Source organism: Campylobacter concisus, assembly GCF_050447485.1.
In the GTDB taxonomy this organism is placed as follows: domain Bacteria; phylum Campylobacterota; class Campylobacteria; order Campylobacterales; family Campylobacteraceae; genus Campylobacter_A; species Campylobacter_A concisus_BQ.
The window spans coordinates 1,279,361-1,304,719 of record NZ_JALMFY010000001.1; the positions used below are offsets into that span (position 1 = coordinate 1,279,361).

19 protein-coding genes and 1 pseudogene are annotated in these 25,359 nt (G+C 41.5%); 7 read left to right on the forward strand and 13 right to left on the reverse strand.

Features of this window, described 5'->3' with window-relative positions:
* Positions 1-45 precede the first annotated feature (45 nt).
* The 7 genes and pseudogenes from MTT29_RS06490 to MTT29_RS06520 all read right to left on the reverse strand — a co-directional run bounded on the left by MTT29_RS06490 (position 46) and on the right by MTT29_RS06520 (position 7,770).
* Complete coding sequence (locus MTT29_RS06490) at positions 46-1,482, reverse strand: subtype B tannase (protein WP_429800103.1); 1,437 nt, start codon at positions 1,480-1,482, stop codon at positions 46-48.
* Positions 1,483-1,503: 21 nt separating this feature from the next.
* Positions 1,504-2,262, reverse strand: coding sequence for an SDR family NAD(P)-dependent oxidoreductase (locus MTT29_RS06495; RefSeq protein WP_429800104.1), 759 nt, complete (start codon positions 2,260-2,262; stop codon positions 1,504-1,506).
* Entirely contained in the window at positions 2,259-2,900 is a 642-nt protein-coding gene (locus MTT29_RS06500; RefSeq protein ID WP_429800105.1) for an NAD(P)H-binding protein, read from the reverse strand. The genes MTT29_RS06495 and MTT29_RS06500 overlap by 4 nt, the downstream gene beginning before the upstream one ends.
* 29 nt (positions 2,901-2,929) lie before the next feature.
* On the reverse strand, positions 2,930-4,075 hold the full coding sequence (locus MTT29_RS06505) for an iron-containing alcohol dehydrogenase (RefSeq protein WP_429800106.1): 1,146 nt from the start codon (positions 4,073-4,075) through the stop codon (positions 2,930-2,932).
* 84 nt (positions 4,076-4,159) lie between these two features.
* Positions 4,160-4,834, reverse strand: coding sequence for an anaerobic ribonucleoside-triphosphate reductase activating protein (locus MTT29_RS06510; RefSeq protein WP_103637937.1), 675 nt, complete (start codon positions 4,832-4,834; stop codon positions 4,160-4,162).
* A gap of 100 nt (positions 4,835-4,934) precedes the next feature.
* Positions 4,935-7,217 (reverse strand): annotated as a pseudogene (locus MTT29_RS06515) (ribonucleoside triphosphate reductase).
* 325 nt (positions 7,218-7,542) lie between these two features.
* A complete protein-coding gene (locus MTT29_RS06520; protein WP_148802255.1) occupies positions 7,543-7,770 on the reverse strand; it encodes a hypothetical protein in 228 nt (75 codons plus the stop codon).
* 271 nt (positions 7,771-8,041) lie between these two features.
* Here MTT29_RS06520 and MTT29_RS06525 point away from each other — a divergent pair, with 271 nt between their 5' ends.
* Positions 8,042-8,293 (forward strand): helix-turn-helix domain-containing protein, encoded by a 252-nt coding sequence (locus MTT29_RS06525; RefSeq protein ID WP_002940731.1) that lies wholly within the window; start codon positions 8,042-8,044, stop codon positions 8,291-8,293.
* Positions 8,294-8,322: 29 nt separating this feature from the next.
* On the opposite strand, the gene MTT29_RS06530 is transcribed toward MTT29_RS06525, so the two are convergent.
* On the reverse strand, positions 8,323-10,698 hold the full coding sequence (locus MTT29_RS06530) for a ribonucleoside-diphosphate reductase subunit alpha (RefSeq protein ID WP_107850048.1): 2,376 nt from the start codon (positions 10,696-10,698) through the stop codon (positions 8,323-8,325).
* 341 nt (positions 10,699-11,039) lie between these two features.
* Positions 11,040-12,371: an adenylosuccinate lyase gene (purB, locus tag MTT29_RS06535; protein ID WP_107850049.1), complete on the reverse strand. Its 1,332-nt coding sequence runs from the start codon at positions 12,369-12,371 to the stop codon at positions 11,040-11,042.
* A 187-nt stretch (positions 12,372-12,558) separates the two neighbouring features.
* Here purB and MTT29_RS06540 point away from each other — a divergent pair, with 187 nt between their 5' ends.
* Positions 12,559-13,482: a pseudouridine synthase family protein gene (locus tag MTT29_RS06540; protein ID WP_429800107.1), complete on the forward strand. Its 924-nt coding sequence runs from the start codon at positions 12,559-12,561 to the stop codon at positions 13,480-13,482.
* Between the two features lie 293 nt (positions 13,483-13,775).
* Here the strand turns inward: MTT29_RS06540 and rlmN are convergent, their stop codons facing one another.
* From rlmN to MTT29_RS06560, 4 genes are read right to left on the reverse strand one after another with little or no spacing between them, the layout of a single operon-like run.
* A complete protein-coding gene (gene rlmN / locus MTT29_RS06545) occupies positions 13,776-14,921 on the reverse strand; it encodes a 23S rRNA (adenine(2503)-C(2))-methyltransferase RlmN (RefSeq protein ID WP_429800108.1) in 1,146 nt (381 codons plus the stop codon).
* Positions 14,918-15,559, reverse strand: coding sequence for a purine-nucleoside phosphorylase (locus MTT29_RS06550; RefSeq protein WP_429800109.1), 642 nt, complete (start codon positions 15,557-15,559; stop codon positions 14,918-14,920). Before MTT29_RS06550 ends, rlmN begins: the two co-directional genes overlap by 4 nt.
* On the reverse strand, positions 15,559-16,314 hold the full coding sequence (gene hisF / locus MTT29_RS06555) for an imidazole glycerol phosphate synthase subunit HisF (RefSeq protein ID WP_429800110.1): 756 nt from the start codon (positions 16,312-16,314) through the stop codon (positions 15,559-15,561). The genes MTT29_RS06550 and hisF overlap by 1 nt, the downstream gene beginning before the upstream one ends.
* Before the next feature lie 2 nt (positions 16,315-16,316).
* Positions 16,317-19,595, reverse strand: a complete 3,279-nt coding sequence (locus MTT29_RS06560) for a DEAD/DEAH box helicase (RefSeq protein ID WP_429800111.1) — start codon at positions 19,593-19,595, stop codon at positions 16,317-16,319.
* A gap of 106 nt (positions 19,596-19,701) precedes the next feature.
* Between MTT29_RS06560 and rsmA the strand changes: the two genes are divergently transcribed.
* From rsmA to MTT29_RS06585, 5 genes are all read left to right on the forward strand, one after another.
* Entirely contained in the window at positions 19,702-20,544 is an 843-nt protein-coding gene (gene rsmA, locus MTT29_RS06565) for a 16S rRNA (adenine(1518)-N(6)/adenine(1519)-N(6))-dimethyltransferase RsmA (protein WP_429800465.1), read from the forward strand.
* Positions 20,510-22,663: a ribonuclease J gene (locus tag MTT29_RS06570; protein ID WP_429800112.1), complete on the forward strand. Its 2,154-nt coding sequence runs from the start codon at positions 20,510-20,512 to the stop codon at positions 22,661-22,663. The genes rsmA and MTT29_RS06570 overlap by 35 nt, the downstream gene beginning before the upstream one ends.
* A gap of 9 nt (positions 22,664-22,672) precedes the next feature.
* Positions 22,673-23,626, forward strand: a complete 954-nt coding sequence (locus MTT29_RS06575) for a KpsF/GutQ family sugar-phosphate isomerase (RefSeq protein WP_103610425.1) — start codon at positions 22,673-22,675, stop codon at positions 23,624-23,626.
* 1 nt (position 23,627) lies between these two features.
* Complete coding sequence (locus tag MTT29_RS06580) at positions 23,628-24,401, forward strand: pseudouridine synthase (RefSeq protein WP_002940595.1); 774 nt, start codon at positions 23,628-23,630, stop codon at positions 24,399-24,401.
* Positions 24,402-24,473: 72 nt separating this feature from the next.
* Positions 24,474-25,304: a tetratricopeptide repeat protein gene (locus tag MTT29_RS06585; protein WP_429800113.1), complete on the forward strand. Its 831-nt coding sequence runs from the start codon at positions 24,474-24,476 to the stop codon at positions 25,302-25,304.
* The last annotated feature ends 55 nt before the right edge of the window (positions 25,305-25,359 follow it).

Here is a 25,359-nt window from a genome sequence, read left to right on the forward strand (position 1 = left end):
CTCTCCTTGAAAATTTTAAAATTTCTCATACTTTCTCCTTTAAATTTATCTCTCAACCACTCTTTTTATCCAAGCAAAAAGCTCGTCTAGGTCGTAGTCGCCGCCATGTCCTTGTCCCCAGACCGCTTCGAAATCAACCTCTTTGCCAGCATTTTTAAGCGAGAGTGAGAGCATAGCAGGCACGGCAAGCGCTAAGTCGGTGTCGTTTGTGCCCTGTCTTATGCGGTAAAATTTCGCCGCCTCTTTGTTTTTAGCGTAGTTCATTGCATTCATCATCTTTATGATATTTTCATCAGCCATCTCGCCCACGCTTCGCTCTTTGGCAAATTTAGTAAAGTGCTTTGCAGGGGTTTTGCTATCGCCAAAAAGGTCGTTTTCAGCATTTTCAAGAGCTAGACCGTCAAAGGCAACTGGTGCTTTGGCACGTTTTAGCGAGGCGATAAAGTCTTCAAATTTAAATGTATATCCAAGCTCGCAGCCCTGCGTGTCAAGAGTTATAAATTTAGGCGTGAGCGTGCTTTTATCGCTGTTTTTTGTAGCGGTAAATGCCTTTGAGATGAGGGCGTTTATATACTCTTTGAAGCTGCCCTCGCCATTTTCATCAAGGCTTAGTGCGTGGCCTTTGGCGTCTTTTAAATTTAGCGAGTTTAGATAGGCTGGGAATTTACTCTTTAGCCCACGTGAGAGCTCTTTTTGTGTGGCGTTTAGCTCGCCTGTGATCATCTTTGGCTTTTTGCTCCTGTCGTTAAAAGTGCTCGCATCAAGACTTGAAAAATCAATCCTTTCAAATTTATCCAAATCCCCAAACATCCACTCATACGCCTCGTCCTCATGCTCTAAATTTGTAACAGGGCAGTAGGCTGAGACGGCATAAATTTGATCGTCCGCCTTTGCAGCGCCTAGCTCGCTAAGATATAGCTCATACTCTTTTGCGTTTGCGCTAGTGCCTAGAAGTGCTGACATCGCGCCGCCTGCGCTCGTGCCATTTGAGATGATTTTATTTGCGTCGCCTGGCATAAATTTATCGTTAAATTTAAGATATCTAACGGCCGCTTTTAGATCGACTATCGCAGCTGGGGCTTTGCCGATGAAGCGCTCGCCATCTTTTAGCGTCCTGCCTCTAGCGCCAACACTTGCCACGACATATCCTCTAAGAAGCGCTTCGAGAGTGGCATTTGGCTTTTCGTTTTTGGTTTCTGGCTTTTGAGGTTTGGCTGGCATGTAGCCACCGATAGCGTTTGGCATAAAGATAGCCCCTTTTTGGTCGCTAAATTTACCCTCTGGCACGTAGAAATTTAAGACCTCATAGTCGCTCGTTGGCTTTGCCACATAGACTATGCCCTCGTAGGCTCTAAATTTAAGCGTCCTCTCGCCAACTTGCACGCTTTTTAGCTCAAATTTACTCTCATCAAATTTAAGCTCACCACCAAAGCAAGCACCTACTAAACAAACCCCTAAAATAGCAACTCTAACGCCTTTCATGATCTGCCTTTTTATTTTGTCCTACTTTTGCTTTAGCGCATAGTCAAATTTTGGCTTACTTAGGCTAAACTCAAAGCTATCTCTATCGACCGAGCCAACGCAGCAGTGGCTATCATAAAGACGAAGCAAAAACTCCGCCATCTGCTCGCTCGTGTGGTACTTTTTAAACGCCTTGTCGTAGTCGTAGCTCTCTTTACTAGTTGCCACCATGCCAAATTCTGTCTTTGTGGCAGCTGGGGCCAGCACTTTTGCCTGCATCTTTGCCTGCTTGTCTTGTGCTAGCTCGTGGTAAAGCCCCTCGCTAAAGGCGCTGACGAAAAATTTGCTAGCGCAGTATGTGACGGCGTTTGGCACGATCTTGTAGCCTCCTATCGAAGAGATGTTTATAAGCTGTGTATCTTTGTCTTTATATTTTTTAGTAAAGAGCGTTGAGAGCGTCACAAGAGAGATGACGTTTAAATTTATCATCTGCGTGATTTTTTCTAAATTTTGCTCGCCGACCTTGTTATAGTCGCCAAAGCCAGCATTGTTTATAAGCGCTTTTAGCTCAAATTTTTCTAAATTTCGCCAAAGAGCTAGGACATTTTCTTGCTTTGAGAGATCGCAAAGCTCTATCACGACCTCTACGTCTGCAAATTTAGCTATCTCGCTTTTTAAATTTTCTAAAAGCTCCCTGCGTCTTGCAACAAGGATCAAATTCTCCCCACGCCTTGCAAATGCCTTTGCCGCTGCCGCTCCTATGCCTGAGCTTGCCCCAGTGATCACTATATATTTTTTCATTTTGTAAATTCCACCGGACTATAAATTTTGACACCTTCGCTGTGGTCATCTTGCGCTACTTGCACGATCACTTTAGCGATGTCAGCTGCCCTCATCGGACGATACTCATCAAAAAAGCCTTTTGGGATAAATTTAAACGCCTTTATCGCCAGATACTCGCCAAGTCTAAATTCCTTTCTCTCAGCCTCGATAAGTGGCAGCCTAGCGATATGAAATGAGCTATATCCAAGCTCTTTTATCTTTGCTTCTGCTTGACCTTTTGCCTTTAGGTAAAACGAGCCTGACTTTCTGTTTGCGCCTGCAGCCGAGAGCAAGACAAAGCGTTTTGCACCGCACTCCAAGCCAAATTTGGCGAAATTTATCGGATAGGTCACATCGACTTTATAAAACTGCTCTTTGTGCTTTGCCGCCTTCATCGTCGTGCCAAGCGCGCAAAATACGTCATCAGCGATAAATGGCACCTCATCTTTAAAATCATCAAAATTTACTATCTTTACTTCAAGCTTTTCATGAGTAAATTCTAGCTCATGCCTAACAAGGGCGACCACCTTGCTGTAGTGCTCACTCTGGCAAAGATCTTTTAAAATTTCACTTCCCACAGCGCCGCTGGCTCCTGCTATAAGGGCGACTTTTTTCATGTTTATCCTTTGTAAATTTTGGATAAATTCTATCTCGCTAAGGCAAAAATTTCGCTTATGGCCTCTTTTGTATAAATTTGCTCCAAGCCCCTGCCCTTGGCGTAGTCATAAACTAGCGCCATGATCTCGTCTAAATTTGACTCATCAACGCCGATTTCTATGAGGCTTGTTGGTGTGCCGATCTTACTAAACCACTCTTTTAGCTTCTCTATGCCTGCGTCTGCGTCATCTACGCCAAAAATTTCTTTGCTAAAGCGCTTAAACGCCTTTAAATTTCTACTCTTATACCACTTCATCCAAGCTGGCATAACCACACTTAGCCCAGCTCCATGCGCGCAATCAACCACCGCACCTATGGCGTGCTCGATCATGTGATTTGGATATGAGTAGCCAGCCGTGCCGACGTAAGTTAGGCCATTTAGCGCCATCGTAGCAGCCCAGGCAAACTCGCTTCTAGCATCGTAGTTTTCAGGCTCTTTTAGTAAAATTTCAGTCGTTTTCATGACCGTTTTGATGTTTGCTTCGATGTATAAATTTATGATCTCAGGCTGAATGCTCGCCGTAAAGTAGCCCTCGATGCTGTGAGCGATGATGTCTGAGGCTGAATAGACCAAGTACTCCTTGCTAACGCTTGCTTGAAGAAGTGGGTTTATCACCGACACTTTTGGGTAAAGACAAGCGCCGTGCATGGCAAATTTCTCTTTTGTGGCTTCGTTTGTGACGACTGCGCCGCCGTTCATCTCTGAGCCAGTTGCAGCTAGTGTTATGATGTCAAAGATCATAAGCGCTTCTTTTGGGCATTTGCCAGTAAAAAAGTCCCAAACATCGCCGTTATATCTAACTCCAGCAGCCACGGCTTTGGCACTATCAAGCACCGAGCCACCGCCTATGGCTAGCACGCTATCGACGCCCTCTTTTTTAGCTAAATTTATAGCCTCATTTACCTTGCTTAGCACTGGGTTTGACTTCACGCCACCTATCTTGCAAAACTCGATGCCATTTGCGACTAGGCTCTTTGTCGCCACGTCAAAAAGGCCATTTTGCTTGATCCTCTCGCTGCCGTAGACGATGAGTGTCTTTTTTACGCCAAATTCTTTCATATATTTGCCGATGTTTTGCTCTTTGTCTTTGCCAAATTCTATTTTAGTAGGGTTTAAAAAGCTGAAATTTTGCATATTTTTCTCCTTATTTGATTTTATGATTTGGGGTAAATTTTAGTTAAATTTTCTTATTTTTAGCTATTTTTATCAGCGCTAAATTTAGAAATTTCTTAGTCTTATAGGTAGTTTTGATGTGATCTTATCTGGATCGAAGCTATTTTTTGGATCGCCTAAGCCTCCAAAATTTTCGCCAGTGTTAAAGAATTTTTGTAAAAAGTAGTCGCCTCTGTATCCAAGTTCGTAAAGTAGCTCAGACATTTCGCTGATATCCTTTTCGCTTAGCAAGTCCGCATGCACGGTCGTTCTAACTTCAAATTTAAAATTTATCTCAAGCAAGTATCTAAGCGTGGCGGCAAATTTCTCATATAAATTTGAGCCAGTGATGCCGATAAATTTCTCTTTTGGAGCTTTAAAATCAAGCGCGATGTAATCAATCAGCCCCTCATCTATCGCCTCTTTTAAGACGTCACAATACGAGCCGTTAGTATCTACCTTTAAGCTAAAACCGCGCGCCTTTACCTCACGTGCTAGCCTTAAAAAAAGAGGGTTTGCTGTGCATTCGCCGCCGCTAAAGACTATGCCATTTAGCTTGCCGACCCTGCGGTCTAAAAAGTCGCAAACTTCACTAAAGCTTATAGTGCCATTTGACTTTACGACCTCGATGTTGTAGCAGTATCCACAGCGCATATTGCACCCAGCAAACCAAATGACAGCTGCCACTTTGTCTGGATAGTCAAGCGTCGTAAATGGCGTTATACTAAAGACTCTTTGCAAGTTTTTGACCCTTTTTTAAATTCAAAGGCACAAGGGGCGTGCCTTTGGCTTGCATTTTAGTTTATTTTTTTAAATTTATTCTTGTTTTTTGGCAAGAAATTTATCTCTTGCAACAACTTGCGTATTCGTCAAATTTTATTCGCTCTTTGTGTTCGCCTTTTTTGCCGAGGTTAAAGCTCTCAACTGGTCTGTGATAGCCCATAACACGAGTATAGACCACGCATCTTGTGCGTTTGTCTTGCACTTTTTCTAAGATTTCTTTTTCTGTCATCTTCTCTCCTTATTTGGATTTTTTCTTCTCATTTTCTATTAGCTCGGCATCACAAAGTGGGCAAAACTCATGCTCGCCAGCTATGTAGCCATGTTTTGCGCAGACGCTAAAGACCGGCGTTATCGTGATGTATGGGAGTTTGTAGTTTGAGATTATACTCTTTACAAGCTCTTTGCAAGCTTTAGCCGAGCTGATGCGCTCTTTCATATATAGGTGAAAGACGGTGCCGCCAGTGTAGGCGCTTTGTAGTTCATCTTGCAGATCAAGCGCTTCGTAAGCGTCGTCTGTGAAATTTGCAGGTAGCTGGGTTGAGTTTGTGTAGTAGATATTATCCCCCTCGCCTGCTTGGATGATGTCTGGGTAGCGCTTCTTATCCTCTTTGGCAAAGCGGTATGTAGTGCCCTCAGCTGGAGTTGCTTCGAGGTTATATAAATTTCCGCTCTCTTCTTGAAATGTCCTTATCTTATCACGTAAAAAGCCAACCATCTCAAGGGCAAATTCACGTCCAAATTTAGTTGAGATGTTCTCTTTGTCGCCAGTAAAATTTCTAAGTAGCTCATTCATGCCATTTATACCGATCGTGCTAAAGTGGTTGTTAAAGTGCTTTAGATATCTAGCCGTGTAAGGATAAAGCCCTCTGTCATACATCTCTTGGATAAATTTACGCTTCTTCTCTAGGGTTGATCTGGCTAGGTCTAAAAGGTAGCTTAGTCTGTTGTAAAGTGCGACCTTATCGCCTTTGAAGTTATAGCCAAGGCGGGCTAAATTTATAGTGACGACTCCGATCGAGCCAGTCATCTCAGCACTTCCAAAAAGACCGCCGCCACGCTTCAAAAGCTCTCTTAGATCAAGCTGCAAGCGGCAGCACATAGAGCGGACGTGGCCTGGTTTGTAGGCGTTTTCGTTTTCTATCTTGTTGCCATTTTCGTCGTAAGTGTATTGTGAGCCGATGAAATTTTGAAAGTAGCTTGAGCCCATTTTTGCGGTATTTTCAAAGAGCACGTCTGCTACTTCGCTATCCCAGTTAAAGTCCTCTGTGATATTTACAGTTGGTATAGGAAATGTAAAAGGCTGCGAGCACTTGTCGCCAGCTGTCAAAACCTCGTAAAAAGCCTTATCTATGCGTGCCATCTCAGGCTCGAAGTCCTTGTAGGTCATATCGACTAAATTTTTCCTGCCACGCTCGTTTGCTTTTTTCAAAATTTTCTCATCTTTTACATTTGTAAAAAGGTGTATATCATCGCTCGTTGGTATCTGATCCCTTAGGTCGCTTGGGCAAGTGATGTCTATGGTTACGTTTGTAAATGGGCTTTGTCCCCAGCGCGCGGGCACGTTTAGGTTGAAAATAAAGCTAGTTATCGCCTTTTTGATCTCGGCGTCGCTTAGATCGTCTTTGAAAACGTAAGGCGCAAGGTAGGTATCAAAGCTAGAAAACGCCTGAGCGCCCGCCCACTCGCTTTGCAAAATTCCTAAGAAATTTGCCATCTGATAAAGCGCCTCTCTAAAGTGCTTTGGCGCCTTGCTCTCGACCCTGCCACGAACGCCGTTAAAGCCCTCATTTAGCAAAGCTCGCAAACTCCAGCCAGCGCAGTATCCTGTAAGGCAGTCAAGGTCGTGGATGTGGTAGTCGCCATTTCTGTGAGCAAGACCCTCTTCTTTGCTATAAACAGCGTCTAGCCAGTAGTTTGCTATGACTTTGCCAGCGGTGTTGTTGATAAGGCCTGCGTTTGAGTAGCTCGTGTTTGAATTTGCAGAAATTCTCCAGTCAGTGCCGTTTATATATTCGTTTATTGTTTGGGTTGAGTTTATATAGGTCGTATCTTCGTTTAGGCCTAAAATTTGCTCGCGTTGGAGCTTGTGGGTGTGGCGGTAGAGCATGAAGCTCTTTAAAACTTCAAAATGTCCGCCGTCAAATAGCTCTTTTTCTATCGCATCTTGGATGTCCTCGACCGTTATCGCGCTTGATTTTTGAAAGATGTCTTGGACTACGTTTGTAAAAACTTGCTCGTCATAAGTCACATTTTCGCTTGCAAATGCCTTTTTTATCGCATCTACTATCTTATATGCTACAAATTCTTGCCTTGTGCCATCTCGTTTTAAAATTTCACGCATCGCTCGCTCTTTTCTGATTGTTTTTTGATATGGAGTTTAAAAGTATAGGACAAGAAAGCTTAAAAGATAGATAACTATTTTCTTTTGTTTAATAATATTTATCAAAAAATATAAAATTTTAAGATAAATTTTTAAGGATTATTTATCTATTTTTTCGTGATTTTAAATATAAATTTTATTATTTAGCTTAAATTTTTTTTTAATTTTTAATTTTTATTTTTTATTTTTTATTTAATGCATATAAAAATAGACTACGTAAAAATGTAAAATTTAAAACTGTATTTAAAAAAATAAAGTATTCAAGGCTACTTATATAGCCTTGAAATTAAGCATCTTGGTTTTCATCTCTCTTTCTTAAAATGGTTTTAGCCATATCTTTATCTATGCCGCTACCATATTTAGCAATTTTTTTTAATTCATCGTCATCAAGTTGTCTTAACTCAGCATGCCTATTTTTAACTTTTACCCCTTCGCTAAATGCAAATTTACCAATTTCAACTAATCCTTTTCCTATGCCTACAATAATATCTTTTGCAATTTCACCTACACCCATAACTATCCTTTTAGGACAATGGCGAAAGAGCAATCTTTACACTTCTGCATTTAGGACAATAATTAGGTGTTCCGCTCCCTGCCCTACTCGTCCATTCGTATTTACAATCTAGACACTTAGCTCTATACACAATTATTTTTGAAGATGCATTTTTATCAGCTGCGTTAGCCATAAAACCTCCTTTTTACTCTATTTATTATCCTATAGGATATAGATAAAGGAATGCTATCAATATATAGTTTAAAATTTTATTAATCCTATAGGATAAGGTATGTATGAAAGCATAAATTCTTTTAGCGAAGATGAAATTTTAAAATTTTACGAAAACATATCAAAAAGAGTAAGAGAGTTAAGAGAAAGTCATAAAATTTCTCAACTAGATATGGCGCTAAGTATAGACATTAAATCAGCTGCTTTTTACTCCAACTGCGAGAATAATAAATATGGAAAGCACTTTAATTTAGAGCATCTTTATAAAATTTCAAAGATCCTAAACATAAGTTTAAATGAATTTTTTATTTAAGAGAGAAAAATCTCTCTTAAATTTGATTATTACTGACATCCCTCGCATTCGATCGAGCGGTCTGCTACGTCGTTTAGCTTTTCGCTGTCTGGTGACTCAGAGCGTAGATAGTAGGTTGATTTTAGTCCAAGCTCCCATGCAAGCGTGTAAATTTCGCTTAGATATCCACCACTTGCTTTGTCTAAGCTCATAAAGATATTTAGACTTTGACCTTGATCGATCCATTTTTGGCGGATGGCGCCTGCTTTTATAAGAATTCTCTGATCAAGCTCATAAGCTGGCGTGTAAAACTGCCAAGTGTCAGGGCTTAAATTTGGCACGACATTTGGGATCATACCGCTTAGGTTGTGCTCGAACCACTTGCGTTTATAGACTGGCTCGATGGTCTGAGTAGTGCCAACAAGGATCGAGATCGAGCTAGTTGGAGCGATCGCCATTAGGTAGCCATTTCTCATGCCGTCGCGTTTAACCTTCTCTCTTAGCTTGTCCCAGTCGCAGACATTTTCGTCAAATAGCCCGCCTTTGTCATTTAAAAGCGCTTTTGCGTTTTCGTTTGCAGTGTCTATCGGCATGATACCTTTGCTCCATTTTGAGCCTTCAAATTTTGGATAAATGCCCTTTTCTACGGCTAAATTTGAGCTAGCGTAGATCGCGTTGAAGCTTATGTTTTCCATTATGGTATCAATTAGCGCCAAATGCTCATAGCTGCCCCATTTTACGTTTTTCTCAGCTAGCATTTGCGCTTCGCCCATGACGCCAAGGCCGATCGAGCGAGATGATAGGTTTGTGTGTTTTACCTTTTTGTGTGGGTAGAAATTTAGGTCTATAACGTTATCAAGCATCCTGATAGCTATCGGCACGACACGCTCGATGTCCTCTTTGCTGTTTATCTTGCTTAAATTTATACTAGCAAGGTTGCAAACTGCCGTTTTGCCCTCGATGCTCTCTTTTTCTACGATGAAAATTTGCTTGCCTTTTAGGCTATCAAGCGCGCTAAGCTTTTTGGCCTTTTTAGTTATGCCACTATCAACGGTGACGTCTTCTTCTTCGTCAAATAGCTCCTCACCGCCGTCTTCATAAGTGATCTTGATCTTATAGTAGTTTGGCGCTGTGTTTTGGAAAATTTCGGTGCATAAATTTGAGCTTCTGATGATGCCCTCATGGTCGTTTGGATTTGCCTTGTTGGCATTGTCTTTAAAGCATAAAAATGGCATGCCCGTTTCAAAATAGCTAGTTAAAATTTTCTTCCAAAGCTCTTTTGCAAGGATGGTGTTTTTCTGGATATTTTCGTCGTTTTCATACTCCAAATATCTCTTCTCAAACTCCTCGCCATAAAGGTCGCAAAGGTCGCTCACTTGAGCTGGGTCAAAGAGGCTCCAGCGGCCATTTTCTTTGACACGCTTCATAAATAGGTCGTTTATCCAAAGTGCAGGGAAAAGCTCGTGTGCACGGCGTCTCTCTTCACCTGAGTTTTTACGAAGATCGAGAAAATCGCTCACGTCCATGTGCCAAGGCTCGATATAAACAGCGATCGCGCCCTTTCTAGTGCCTAGCTGATCGACCGCTACTGCGATGTCGTTTGTCACTTTTAAAAATGGTATGATACCGCCGGCTGCGTTTTTGTGTCCGTCGATACTGCCGCCCATCGCACGTACCTTGCTCCAGTCCCAGCCGATACCGCCGCCAAATTTTGAAAGCAGCGCCATCTCTTTGTAGCTATCAAAAATGCCCTCGATATTATCAGGCGTGCTGCCTACGTAACAGCTGCTTAGCTGGTGGCGTGTAGTCCTTGCATTTGAGAGCGTTGGGGTGGCTAGCATCACTTCAAATTTAGAGATGAGGTCGTAAAATTTCTTAGCCCAACCTTGGCTGTCTAGCTCGTTTTGCGCAAGAAACATAGCAATCGCCATAAACATGTGCTGTGGTAGCTCGATCGGCATACCGCTCTTATCTTTTATAAGATAGCGGTCATAAAGCGTCTTGATACCAAGGTATGCAAACTGAAGGTCACGCTCAGGCTTTATGTAGGCGTTTAGATCCTCAAGATCGTACTTCTCTTTTAGTCCAGGGATGATGCGGCCTACCTTTTCGCCCTTTGCGAGGTAGTCTTTTAGGTGGTTGTAGCCGTTAAAACCAGTCACTTTGTGATAAAGGTCAAATAAAAATAACCTCGCAGCGACAAATGTCCAGTTTGGGCGGTCGATGTCGATCTTATCAACTGCTGTTTTTATAAGAGTTTGCTGAATTTCCTCAGTCGTTATCATATCTCTAAACTGAATTTTTGCATCTACCTCAAGCTCGCTAAGACTTACGTTGCTAAGCCCCAAAACCGCTTCGTTTGTATATTTTTTGATCTTGCTGATATCAAGCTCTTCTGTTCTGCCATTACGTTTTATAACTTTCAAAAATATCTCTCCGTTTTAAATTTTAATTTGAGATTTTATCTAAAAAGATATAAAAACTCTCTTTGCCAAATAAATAAAAAATAATAAAAATAGAGCTTATCAAGTGCTTTGGCCAAAGCTCTCGTGTGCAAAAACAAACAGTGCAAAAACGCCAAGTGTGATGAGTAGGTTAAACGGCCGCCATTGCTGATAAATTTGACAAATAAATTTAAAAAGGTAGCGGTTGATTTGTGGCTGGGGCAAAGTGGCTAAATTTACTCGTGACGGCTGCGATGGATACGCTAAAGCTGTTTGTGATTAAGGTAGTTACAAGGGGCTAAATTTACCCCTTGCGTTTAAATTTATTTGCCAAAAACTCTGGCGAAAATTCTATCAACGTTTTTGGTGTAGTAGTTGTAGTCAAAGCACTCTTTGATCTCATCTTTACTAAGGCTCTTAGTTAGGTCCTCGTCGGCTAGCAAATTTTGTAAAAATAGGCTGTGACCTTGCTCATCTATCGCTTTTTTGCCCTCTTGCAAGTCCGCCCAGACCTTCATGGCGTTGCGCTGAACGATCTTGTAGGCGTCCTCTCTAGAAATTCCACGTTGCGGCAGTTGCAAAAGCACACGTTGCGAAAAGACTAGACCGCCTGTTAAATTTAAATTTTTCATCATATTTTCTGGATAGACAACCAAATTTGCTATCAAATTTTTGATGCGAACCAGCATAAAATCAGCCGTGATAAACATATCTGGCAGGATAAATCTCTCAACCGAGCTGTGGCTGATGTCGCGCTCGTGCCAAAGGGCGACGTTTTCAAGAGAAGGCGTGATGTATGAGCGTAGCACCCTGCAAAGGCCAGTGATGTTTTCGCTAAGGACTGGGTTGCGCTTGTGCGGCATGGCGCTTGAGCCCTTTTGTCCTGGGCTAAAGTACTCCTCCGCCTCATAAACCTCGGTCCTTTGGTAGTGTCTAACGGCGACTGCGATCTTCTCGCAAGTAGAGGCAAGCACTGCGATAGCGCTCACCACATGGGCGTAGCGGTCGCGCTGGATCACTTGATTTGACGCTGGGGCTGCTTTTAGGCCGAGCTCCTCGCATGTCAGCTCTTCAAATTCCATCGGAGCGTGGGCTAAATTTCCCATAGCGCCTGAAAGCTTACCGTAGCTGATCGTATCTTTTGCGTCTTTGATGAGCTTTAGTGCTCTTGCGATCTCGTCGTACCAGATGGCAAGCACAAGGCCAAAAGTTATCGGCTCGCCGTGGATGCCGTGGCTTCTGCCGACCATAAGCGTGTGCTTGTGCTCGTTTGCTCTGTTTTTGACCGCCTGCATGAACTCCTCTACGTCGCTGATGATGAGCTCCAAGCTCTCTTTCATCTGAAGTGCGACGGCTGTGTCGATGCAGTCACTTGAGGTCATGCCGTAGTGCACGAACCTGCTCTCATCGCCAAGGCTCTCGCTGACGCTTGTTAAAAATGCGATGACGTCGTGCTTTGTCGTCTTTTCTATCTCGTCGATGCGAGCCACTTCAAATTTAGCATTTTTGCAAATTTTCTCGCAGTCGCTGTCGCTTATGAAGCCAAGCTTATTCCAAGCTTTAACAGCAGCTTTTTCTACCTTGAGCCAAGCGTCGTATTTTGCTTGTATGCTCCACTTTTCAGCCATCTCTTTGCGTGAGTATCTTTCGACCATTGTTGAACCTTTTATGTTAGTTTGCTTTTGTCCTGAAAGTATAAATTTGGCTTTTTGAGCCAGAAATCACGTCGTGCAATTTCTCTAAATTTAAGTTTTGATTATATAAAATCCGGGCTGAAATGTCGGTTATACGCTTATAAATTTGGGCTTAAGATAGCTCGCTCATTTTTCAAAAGGATCATTTTTGCCCTATGTAAATAAATTTATCATTACTGCAGATCACCAAAAAGCTTATGAAATTTTACTGCAAAACGGCTTTAGCATGAGCCAAACCCAGCGCCTCATCGATAAAGGCAGGCTGATATGCGAAGGCAGTGTCGTGAGCGAGAAAAATGCCATTTTGTCTGGCGACGTCTTTTTGATCGACTATGAGGCGGAGCCAAAGGGGCTTAAGCCGATCTTTGAGTGCGAGAGCTTTGCCGTCTTTGACAAGCCAAGTGGGGTGCTCAGCCACCCAAATGGCAGACACTGCGAGTACTCGCTAAATGATGAAATTTACACGCTTTTTGGGCGAGATGCGAGCGTGGCGCATAGGCTGGACTTTGAAACAAGCGGCGTGATAGTCGTGGGCAAAGATAGAAATTCTACGATTAACCTAAAGAAAATCTTTGAAAACAGAGAAGTTTCTAAAAGCTACGTCGCGATGGTGCAGGGTAAGATCGAGCGAGAATTTACGATCGACGTCAAAATGGATCTAGCGAACAACTACAACGATGTGAAGATGCGAATGCAAATTTGTGAAAATGGAAAAAGTGCGGTGACTAAAATTTTGCCGATAAGATATTTTGAAGATATCGATACAACTTTAATTCGGGCTATACCACTCACTGGCAGGCAACATCAAATTAGGTTGCATTTGTTTCATGTGAAACACAAGATCCTTGGCGAACCACTTTATGGTTTGTCACGTCCGCAGATCGAGAAAATTTTAGACAAAGAGATGAGCGAGCGTGAGCGGATAAATTTAACTGGAGCCAAAAGGCTCTTACTTCACTCGGACGAAATTTCATTTAAATTTGATGAAATTTTTTACAAGGTAAAGAGCAAATTTGACGCAGAAAATGAGTTTTATAAATTTGCGAAAGAAGTAAATAATCAAACTATTTAAATTTTAAAAAGTCTTTCTAGTAAAAATAATCTACAAAAATTTTTCATAATTTTGCTTTTAAATTTGAAATAGAATTTCTATTAAAAGATAGAATTAGATTTTTAGTGTCCTACATTGTGATTTAAATTTTGGCAATCGACTTTTTGTTTTAGTTTTTCATACAAAAATTTCATGCCAAATTTTTAGATTTTATTTTGAGGTTTTATTTTCATCTTTTAAAACTTTAATAATAAGTCCAAGCCCAACACCAGCAACTATTACTATAAAAACTATCTCAGCGATATCAAGAGCTGTCATTTTTTACTCACGTTAGTTTTATCGTTAGTTGGTTTTTCTTCTGCTTTAGCTGCACTCTTATCGCTAACGTTAGCTTTAAATTTAGGGTTTTCATTGCGCTGTTTTAGCTGTCCGCAAGCCGCACTTATATCAAGGCCTTTACTCTGTCTGATCGTGCAAGTGACGCCATGATCTCTTAGGTATTCTTGAAATCTTAGCATGCTAGAAAGCTCAGGTCGTCCAAATTCACTACCTTCATGCGGATTAAAGTAGATCAAATTTACCTTTGCCTTGATGCCGTGTAGTAGTTTTACCAGCTTTTTAGCATCACTGACACTATCATTTAGGTCTTTGATAACAAGGTATTCAAACATCACACGCTTTCGCATATCGATAGGAAATCCCCTAACAGCGTCCATAACAGCCTCGATATTATAGGCCTTATTTATCGGCATCAAGCGGCTTCTTAGCTCGTTAGTAACAGCGTGTAGCGATATAGCTAGCAAGACCCCAAGGTCCATCTCGCCAAGCTTTTTTATTTGGCTACCAAGCCCACTAGTTGAAACGGTTTGACGGCGTGGTGATATGGCTAGACCCTCATTAAGTGCTAAAATTTTGATCGCTTTACTAACGTTAGCAAGGTTATCGAGTGGTTCACCCATACCCATATAAACGACATTTATGCGCCTCTCATATGGTATGTTATTCTCTCTTTTTATCCACAAAATTTGCCCTACGATCTCGCCAGCGGTTAAATTTCTAACAAGTCCGCCCTTTGCTGTTAGGCAAAAAGCACAGCCCATTTTACAGCCGACTTGCGAACTAACACAAACAGTGTAACGAGCATGGCGACTAACCTTACCATCCTCGTCGCTGATCTCCTCTTTCATAGGCAGCAAAACGCTCTCTATCTTTAGCCCGTCTTTTAGCTCAAAAAGATACTTGATCGAGCCGTCGCTACTTTGCTCAAATTTCACACATTTTAAAGGATCGAGATAAAATTTCTCAGCCAGATCCTGACGCATATCTTTTGGTAAATTTAGCATTTGGCTAAATTCTGTAGCATTTTTTTTGTAGACCCACTCATAAATTTGCGTCGCTCTAAAAGAGGGAGAGACCAGCTCTTTTAACTCTTCAATGCTAAGATCAAGCAAATTTTTCACATATTTTCCTTTATATATTTTGTTAGTAGCTCTTTGGCCTTTACGTGATTTTTTATAAAATCAGCATGCGCATTTTCATCGCAAAAATTTGTCGCTACGAAAATTCCATAAGCTGGAATTTTAAAAATTTGAGCCACTTTTAAAACAGAAAAAAACTCCATATTTTCTAAAAAATAGCCCTTTTCAAACATTTTATGAGCTAAATTTTTATCTGTCGTTATGAAATTTGATGAATTTGTTTTGATAGTTCCACGTGAAACGATAGAAGAAATTTCACACTCGATAGGCGAATAAGATCTATTTTCTATGCTAGAAATTTCAACATTTGCCCCAACCGAGCTTTCATAAATTTGCAAAATTTCACCGTCTTTATAAAGACCTGCCGAGCCAACAAAAACTATCTTTTCTGGCATCTGATATAAATTTCGCTTTGGGTTTGATGAATTTGCAAATTTAGCCTCGATCTTTGCAAGATAATGTGGATCGATATTTTTTAAATTTACGCCCTTTTCATCTGCTCCAGTGCATGATCTTTTTTGCAAAAACTTTGTCAAATTTATCGCCATATCGACTAGCCCCACCCCCATCGGCAAGGCAAAGTCAAAAATTTCATTTTTTCCAGCGGAGATAACTAACATCAAAGTCTAACCTCAACACCATTTGCTTTGAGATACTCTTTTAGCTTTTTGATCTCGATCTCACCAAAGTGAAAGATCGAAGCAGCGAGACACGCATCAGCCCCGGCCTCAAAAGCATCTTTAAAATGCTCCATTTTCCCTGCACCACCGCTTGCGATAGTCGGTATAGAAAGCGCACTAAATATCCTTGTTAGCTCCAGACTAAAGCCCTGTTTGACGCCGTCATTATCCATAGACGTTAGCAAAATTTCCCCTGCTCCGCGCGACTCGACCTCTTTTGCCCAAGCAAAGGTATCTTTTTTGGTATCGATCCTGCCTCCATTTATAAAAACGCTATAACCATTTTCGATCTTTTTAGCATCGATCGCCACAACAACACATTGCGAGCCAAATTTCTTAGCCGCTTCGTCGATCAAATTTGGATCTTTTATCGCCGATGAGTTTAGGCTCACCTTGTCACAGCCCGCATTTAAAAGGCGCGAGATATCATCGATCGTGCGTATGCCTCCACCAACGGTTAAGGGTATAAAAAGCTTGCTTGCAACCTTTTTTACGACATCAACTATCGTATCACGGCCAAGGTGAGAGGCTGTGATATCCAAAAAGCAAAGCTCGTCAGCGCCTTCGTCGTTGTATCTTTTAGCTATCTCGACTGGGTCTCCAGCATCGACAAGTCCTACGAAATTTACACCTTTTACGACCCTGCCGTCTTTTACATCGAGGCATGGGATTATGCGTTTTGCAAAATGATTCAAATTTATCCTTTGTCTATCTTTCTAGCTGCCACCTCAAAGTAGGGCAAACTCGCCCAATTTTCTCGGTTTCCAACTATATAAATAACCTCTTTTGCCCTTGTTAGCGCCACGTTTAGCAGGTTTGGCTTACTAGCGGCCCACGCTCTAGCGCCCTTTGTCGCACCGCCTAACACAAATACAATAACATCAGCCTCTTTGCCCTGCATAGTGTGGATAGTGCCAGCACCTTTTAAATTTCTACAAACATCTTTAAATGGCGTTATTATCCTGATGTTATAATTCTGGCTAGCTAGCTCGCCTGCTAAGAGCTCTTTAACCACCTCGCCCTCGGCTTTGTTGTAGTTGCCTATCCACTCTTCACTTCTAACGTCTATCCACTTTGTTTGCACGTTAGTGTTTGCAAATTTACTAGTCCCATCTCGCCCAAGTATCATCATATCGTCATAAGTTGTCTCGTTTGAAATATCAAACATAGGGTTAGCACACCTTCTATGCACAATGAGTGGCGAGCCAACCCAAATACTCTCGCCGCTACCTTTTATATATGTGCCGATCTTTTGCGCTTTGTCGGCTCTTAGCTGTACTGATGACTTTAGCAGATTAAACTCATCTTTTGCCTCGCAGTAGCTAAGGATCGCGTTATTTAGACTAACAGGTAGTGTTACGACTGGCTCAAGCTGAAGCGGATCGCCTACTACCACGGCCATCTTTGAGCGAAGTAGTGCGCCTAACGCGTTAGTCAAATTTGCCTGCCCTGCTTCGTCTATCAAAAGCATGCCTATATCGCCATTTAAAAGGTCTTTAAAGGTGTTATTAAACGAGGCAAAAGTCGAGCTAACAACTGGCGTTAGCAAAAATAAACCCTTGATGATCTCACGTCTATGTTTTGCATCAAGGCCATTTTTCTCTGCCATCTTCTCATCGTTAAAGATAACACTAAGGGCACGCAAATTTGTCCTGACAGCCTCTTTGCAGGCAAAAATGGCAGCCTTATGCAAATTTAAAGCCTTTTTAAAAAGCTCTATCCTAGCCCTAAAAAGCTTTGTCTTGTGCCATTTTTGATCGATGCCAAATTCCATCATAAATGGCATACTCTTTTGCATTTCGTCATTACTCTCGCTAAAGCTGCCATTTAAAAAGATATCCAGCTCTTCGCTCCTACCAAGTATCTTTTGGCGTCTAGCAAAGTCGCTTTGCAGCCTTTTGTAAAGATTTATCTTAGTGCCAAGCGCTGCTGCCCTGCTCTCAAGCTCTGCTATCTCATCTTTTAATTCATTTAGCCTTGCCTCGTTTTTCTCTTTGCTCTCGCCATTTTGCTTGCTTGCTTTTAAATTTTCCTCGGCTATTTGGCGGTTTATCTCGCCAACCTTTAGCGCCTCGTCATTATACTTTTCAAAGGCCTCTGTCTTAAAAATTTGCTGAAAGGCAAAAAATGCTGGCTTTTGCGGTAAATTTAGATACTCCTGCAAGGCCTCATTTTGACTAACAAGCCTTGTTAGCTCGCTAAATTCAGCCTTTTTATCTTCAAGCTCGTCACTAATACTGACAAGCTCACTCTCAAGCGGAGATAAAAGCTCCTCTATCTGCTTAGCCGAGTAGTAGCTCTCTAGCCTTCTATCGACGTCAGCTAGCTCACTTTTTAGGCTCTTTAACTCCTCTTCTTTGATCCTGATCTCACTAAAAAGTAAATTTACCTCGTGAAGTGCAAGATTAAATTTCTCCTTCGCCACGTCAAAATCATCGACGCCTTCGCCAACTGCAAGGTACTTACCAAGCCCCATCAAAAAGCCATCTTGCTCCAAAAACTCGCCGTATTCGCTTGCGATCTTGTCAAACTGGCTGTGAGTAGCCTCGATCTTTACGCCATTAATTGCATTAAAAACAAAATTTGACTTGTTTTGCTTTGAGCCAAGCGCCACGCAAAAAAGCCCCCAAGCTGGCTTTGAGATAAAGGACTTCTCGCCAAATTTGCTCTTTTCGTCAGCCGAGAGCAGCCTTGTAGCTATAAATTTAAAATAATCAATCTCGCCCGCATAATCCCCTATGCTCTTTAACTGGCTTAGCTCCTTGCTCAAAATCTCAACCGCGCCGTTATTACAAGAGCTAACGACCATCTCGTAGCCTTGAAGCTCGTCATTTAGCCTAAAATAAAGCGCCTTTTCGTCGCTGTCATAGACTGGCTTAAAGATATCGTGTCTGCTCATTTGCGCGAGCTTCATCGCCCTAAGCGTGACAACCTCAGCCATCACGTCCTTTAAAAGCGTCGTTTTCCCAGTGCCTGGAGCGCCATTTACACTATAAATCCCACCATTTCCCTCTTTAAATTTCTCTATTATATTGTTTAGAGCCATTTGCTGTGAGAAATTTAAGGCAAAGTCACTTGCAAAGGCCGATCTAGGGTAGTGCTCAGCCTTAAAAAAGTCCCTTACCACCCTTTGATTTAGCTCGTCTCTAACATCAAGCCTCTCAAATTTATTCTCACCGCCCTCGTCTAAAAACTGATCCGTTAGCTCGTGCGTCCTGCCTGATTCGTAAAATTTGATAAGTAAATTTATATCATCTATAAAAAAGCTATTTAAAAGGCCGTCCGTATCTTTAAAATTTGGGTCAGCTATCCTTACTTCAAGCCTGATCACATCCTTACAAAATGGCGTCTTTAGTGAGCTTTTTATCTCCTCATGGACCGCTTTTACATAGTCACTTAGACGCATTTTCTCTTTGTGGATAGAAATTTTATCCTTGATGTGCTCGCACTCTTTGTTAAAGTCGCTTTGGCTGATCTCTTTTAGGTGGTTTAGGCGCACCATCGCCCAAGGAGCCGTTGGGATAAAGAGCTCATTTGATGAGTTTGGCGTGAAAAATGGGCTTAGCTCATCATCTAAATTTGCATCTTTTAAAGCAAAACTTTGCTCATTTTTGCAAAAGACTAGATCGCCAGAGAGCTTAAGCTTATAACAAAATGCCTTTTCAAAGCTCGTTTGCTCAGAGCGCAACTCATCTAAAATTTGCTCTTTTTCAAATTTCACCTTTGCTAGCTTTGATATCGCAAGAGCGAGCAAGTCCGTCTCAAAAATGCCACCATAAATCGAAATTTCCACACCATTTTTTAAAAGTGACCTATCAAACGCTCTTAAAATTTGCATAAATTTCTCATCGAAATTTGTAATCTCAAGGTCCATTGATTTTTTAAATTTGCTATTTGTCTTTTTTGGCTCGTCTAAGGTTTTTGGCTCTAAATATTGTGACAATAAAAAGTATTTTAAGGTATTTGCCCTACTCAAATTTGCGCCTTATTTTGTTGTTTTTTAGCGATTATAGTCCATTTTATATATGATTAAACTAAACTTGTAATCATAGTATAAGTAATCTTTGGCTAATATCGCGGCTATGATAAAGGCAAAAAAGCACTTTGGACAGAATTTTTTACAAGACAAAGCGACACTAGATAAGATCATCCAAGCGATACCCAAGGACGTAGAAAACGTCGTTGAGATTGGGCCTGGCTTAGGTGATTTGACATTTAGACTTTTGCAAATTTACAAGACGACCTCTTTTGAGATAGATTGTGAGCTGTTTCAAATTTTAAAGGTCAAATTTGCAAATGAGATCCAAAATGGACAATTAAAACTTTTTTGTAAAGATGCTTTAGAGCAGTGGCAGCAAGAGGGCGGACTAAGTAGCGAGAACTACTTTTTGGTCGCAAATTTGCCCTATTACGTTGCTACGAAGATGATACTAAATGCGATAGATGACGAAAAATGCCTTGGGCTTATTGTGATGATACAAAAAGAGGTTGCTCTTAAATTTAGTGCAAAGAGCAAGGATAAAGAATTTAGCGCTTTATCGATCCTCGCATCGCTTCAGGGCAGGTGTGAGCTTTTGTTTGACGTGGATGCAAAGCTTTTTAATCCACCTCCAAAGGTCACATCTTCAGTCATCAAACTACAAAAAACAAAAAAGATTTTTGGCAAAGACGGGATATTCAAAGATGCAAAACAATACGAGGCTTTTAAAGCATTTTTAAGAGCTGCGTTTGCTTCGCCAAGAAAGACGCTTTTGAAAAATTTATCCACAAATTTTGACAAAAAGGCGTTAGAAGAAATTTTTGAAGACCTAGGCTTAGCTCAAAATTTACGTCCACACGAGCTAGATGTCGATTCTTATCTAAAAGTATTTGAAAGTTTAAAGGAAGATAATGAACGACAAAAACGAAGAGAAAGTTGTAACTAACCAAAGTAAAAACAACAAAAGACGAAGATTTAGACCAAAAAATAAGCCAAAACAAGAGGGCGAAACTACCGAGCAAACCTCACTAGCAAGCAAAAGCGTGATAGATAACTTCTTTGCAGCAGAGCAAGCTGAAAATGAAGCGCATGGCGAGCCAAAGAGTCAAAATCCTCGCCCAAAAAAGCAAAGAAACAATAAAAATCAAAACAAAAATGGCGAAAACAATAAGCCAAAAGAGCAAAAACAGCAAAAAGAAAAGCCAAAGCAAGAGCCAAAAGCTGAAGTTAAAAACGAGGCAAAAGAGCAAAAAGAAAAACCCAAAAAGGCTAAAAAACCAAAGAAAAATTTACCTGCAAAGCTAAATGGCAACGAGCAGTGGCAGCAAGATATCGCAAGCGCGATGGAGGCAAACAAAGCCACTCACGAGCTAAGACTTGAGCCACTAAAATATCTAAACTCAAGCGAGCACAAAATTCGCATAACTCCACTTGGCGGTCTTGGTGAGATCGGCGGCAATATGACGGTCTTTGAGACAGAAACTAGCGCCATCATCGTTGATATCGGCATGAGCTTTCCAAGCGAGAGCATGCACGGCGTGGATATCCTCATCCCAGACTTTGACTACGTTCGCAAGATAAAAGATAAGATAAAAGGCGTCATCATCACTCACGCACATGAGGATCACATCGGCGCGGTGCCTTACTTTTATAAAGAGTTTAAATTTCCTATCTACGCTACACCGCTTCCACTTGGCATGATAAATAATAAATTTGAAGAGCACGGGCTAAAACAAGAGCGCTCACTCTTTAGATCGGTCGAAAAGAGAAAGCCATATCTCATAGGCGACTTTGAGGTCGAGTGGATACACATCACGCACTCTATCATCGACGCTTCGGCACTTGCGATCACAACAAAGGCTGGCACGATCATCCACACAGGCGACTTTAAGATTGATCACACGCCGATAGATGGCTACCCAACAGACCTTGGCAGGCTAGCGTATTACGGCGAGCGTGGCGTGCTTTGTCTATTAAGCGATAGCACAAACAGCTACAAAGAGGGCTTTACAAAGAGCGAAAGCAGCGTTGGCAAAACCTTTGACGCGATATTTTCAAAGGCAAAAGGCCGCGTCATCATGAGCACATTTAGCTCAAATATCCACCGCGTCTATCAAGCGATCGAATGGGGGCTAAAATACAACCGCAAAGTCTGTGTCATCGGCAGATCAATGGAGCGAAATTTATACACTGCGATGGAGCTAGGCTACATCAAGCTCGATAAGAAAATTTTTATCGATGCAAACGAGGTTGGTAAATTTAAAGATGATGAAGTGCTTATCGTCACTACTGGCAGCCAGGGCGAGACCATGAGCGCGCTTTACCGCATGGCAACAGATGAGCACAAATATATAAAGATAAAGCCAAGCGATCAGATCATAATCAGCTCAAAAGCTATCCCAGGTAATGAAAATAGCGTCTCAACGGTGCTAAATTTCTTACTAAAATCAGGTGCGAGCGTCGCTTACCAAGACTTTAGCGAGATCCACGTCAGCGGTCACGCAGCGCAAGAAGAGCAAAAGCTGATGCTTCGCCTCATAAAGCCAAAATTTTTCTTGCCAGTGCATGGCGAGTACAACCACATCGCAAAGCACAAAGAGACGGCCATTAGCTGTGGTGTCGATGAGAGAAATATCTATCTAATGAGCGACGGCGATCAGATGGAGGTTTGTCAAAAATACCTAAAACGTGTAAAAACGGTAAAAACTGGCAAAGTTTTCATAGATAATCAAATAAATAAACAAATCGCAGACGACGTCGTCATCGACAGACAAAACCTCGCCGAAGCAGGCGTCGTCATGATAATCGCTCAAATTTCACGTCACGGCGCAAAACTCATCAACAAGCCTCGCGTTATCAGCTACGGCCTTGTGGGCGATAAGCAAGACGCCGAGTTTAGAAAAGAGATGGAGGGCGTGCTAGAGCAATATCTAAGCAACGTCAAAGAGGAGCTTTTGAAAGATAGCAGACTGCTTGAGTCACAAGTGCGCCAAGTGATCAGAAAGCACATATTTAGAAAGGTCAAAAAGTACCCAACTATCGTGCCGATCATCTATCTAATGTAAGGAAAATTTATGCAAAAAGCCAACCAAATCGCCGCTGAAGTCTTAGAGATAGAAGCAAATGAGCTTTTAAGACACGCTAAAAGCGTAGAGATAGAAGATGCTGTAAATTTGATATTTAACGCAAAGGGCAAGGTCATAGTCACAGGCGTGGGCAAGAGCGGTCACGTGGGCGCAAAGATCGCTGCTACGCTTGCAAGCACTGGCACGCCAAGCTTTTTCTTGCATCCGACAGAGGCCATGCATGGCGACCTTGGCATGATAGAAAAAGACGATGTTTTGTTAGCCATTAGTTTTAGTGGCGAGAGCGATGAGCTTATCAAAATTTTGCCTCATGTAAAGCGCTTTGGTGTGAAAATCGTCGCCATGGCAAGAAGCAAGACAAGCTCACTTGGTAAATTTAGCGACGCTTTTATAGATATAAATGTAGAAAAAGAGGCGTGCCCACTAAATGCTGCTCCAACGGCATCAACCACGCTAACGTTAGCTCTTGGCGATGCGTTAGCTGTTTGTTTGATGCAAAAGCGCGGCTTTAAAAAAGAGGACTTTGCAAATTTTCATCCAGGTGGCAGCCTTGGCAAGAGGCTATTTTTGAAGGTCAAAGATGTGATGAGAAGCGAAAATTTACCGATAGTCCGCTGGAATGCAAGCCTAAAAAGTGCGATCGATACTATGACACATGGCAAGCTTGGCACGGTTCTTATCGTCGATAAAGATGGTGTGCTAGACGCCCTTTTAAGTGATGGCGATCTTAGGCGCGCGCTTATGAGAGAGGACTTTGACTTAGACGAGCCAGCGATGAAATTTGCAACACTGCATCCAAAAGAGATAAATGACAAAGAGATGTTAGCCGTAGATGCGTTAGCTTTAATAGAAAAGTATAAAATTCAGCTTCTAGCTGTCGTAGAAAATGGCGTGCCTGTGGGTGTTTTACACATCCACGACCTTGCAAATTTAGGACTATAAAATGGAAAAAACAAGACTAAATAAATTTATCTCACATAACACAAACTACTCACGCCGTGAGGCAGATGAGCTGATAAAAGCTGGCAAGGTTAGCATAGCAGGGCGTGTGGTTAGCGACCTTGCTACAAGCGTGGACGAAGATGACAAAGTGCGTATAAATGGCCGTTTGATAAAGCTCAAAAAAGAATTTACTGTTATCGTTTATCACAAACAAAAGGGCGAGCTAGTTAGCAAAAAAGATGACCGCGGACGAAAGACGATCTACGACACGTTAGATAAGAAATTTGCAAAATTTGTTAGCGTGGGACGCTTAGACTACGCAAGCGAGGGACTACTTTTACTAACTGACGCTCCAGCGATCGCCACAGCGCTCATGAATAGCGACTTAGAGCGCGAATACTACCTAAAGGTAAAGGGCGAAATTTCAAAAGAGGTGATAGAGGCGATGACAAATGGCTTTTTCGCCAAGGACGCCACCAAAGGCGCACACGCAAAAACCACTATAAAATCAATGGAATTTAAGCCATTTCTAGCCTACAAGGTCTTTGGCTCAAGCGGTGGCTACACAAAACTAAAGGTCATCATCAACGAGGGTCAAAACAGAGAGCTTCGCCGCTTCTTTGGCTACTTTGACCTTGAAGTGATGGACCTAAAACGTGTTAGCTTTGGACGCGTTAGCCTTGATATGCTAAAGCCTGGCAAATGGCGCTACTTCGAAAATAGCGAATACGAAGACCTAAGAGACTTTTTAAAAGTTAATAACGTTAGATACTAACATTAGGCTTGTTTCTCTAATAAAGAGACAAGCCAAACCACAATAACTACGAATTTGCAAAATGGAGAAAAAATGAAAAAGGCTGTTCTTTTATCTGTGATATTGTTAACCACTGGCTTTTGCGAAGATCTTTTTGAGCTTGGGCTTGAAGCTTATAATAAAGGCGAGTTTGATAAAGCTGCCAAGCAATGGCAAAGAGGTTGTAATGGTGGGGATATTGATAGTTGCACTAATTTAGGGACTTTATATGAAAACGGTCAAGGTGTGGCGCAGGACTATAATAAAGCAGCCGACCTATATAAATACGCTTGTGATAGTGAAGATGCTACTGGTTGCTATAATCTAGGTGGTTTTTATGAAAGAGGACAAGGAGTAGAGCAAGACTATACCAAAGCTGTCAAACTATACAAAAAAGCTTGTGATGGCAATGTTGCCCAAGCCTACCATAATTTGGGAGTTTTATATATAAACGGTCATGGCGTAGAAAAAGACTATTATAAAGCAGCTCAATTATGGCAAAAAGCTTGCAGTGACAAATATAGCACTAGCTGTTACAATTTAGGGATTTTATACAATATTGGTCAAGGTGTAAAACAAGACTATTATAAAGCAGCCGATCTATACAAACAAGCTTGTGATGATGGAGTTAGTGATAGCTGTTCTAGTTTAGGAATTTTATATGAAAACGGTCAAGGTGTAAAACAAGACTACAGTAAATCAGTAGAATTGTATAAAAAAGCTTGCAATGGTGGATACAATCGCGGTTGCTTTAATTTAGGAGCTTTTTATCTAAAAGGCAAAGGCGCAAAACAAGACTATCACATAGCAAAAGAATATTTTGATAAGGCTTGCAAATTAGGGTTTCAATCAGGATGCGATTTTTACAAAAAATTAAACGAATAGCGCCTTGATACCAAAAACAACCTAGTAAGCTCTAACAAATTTAGAGCTTCTCTAA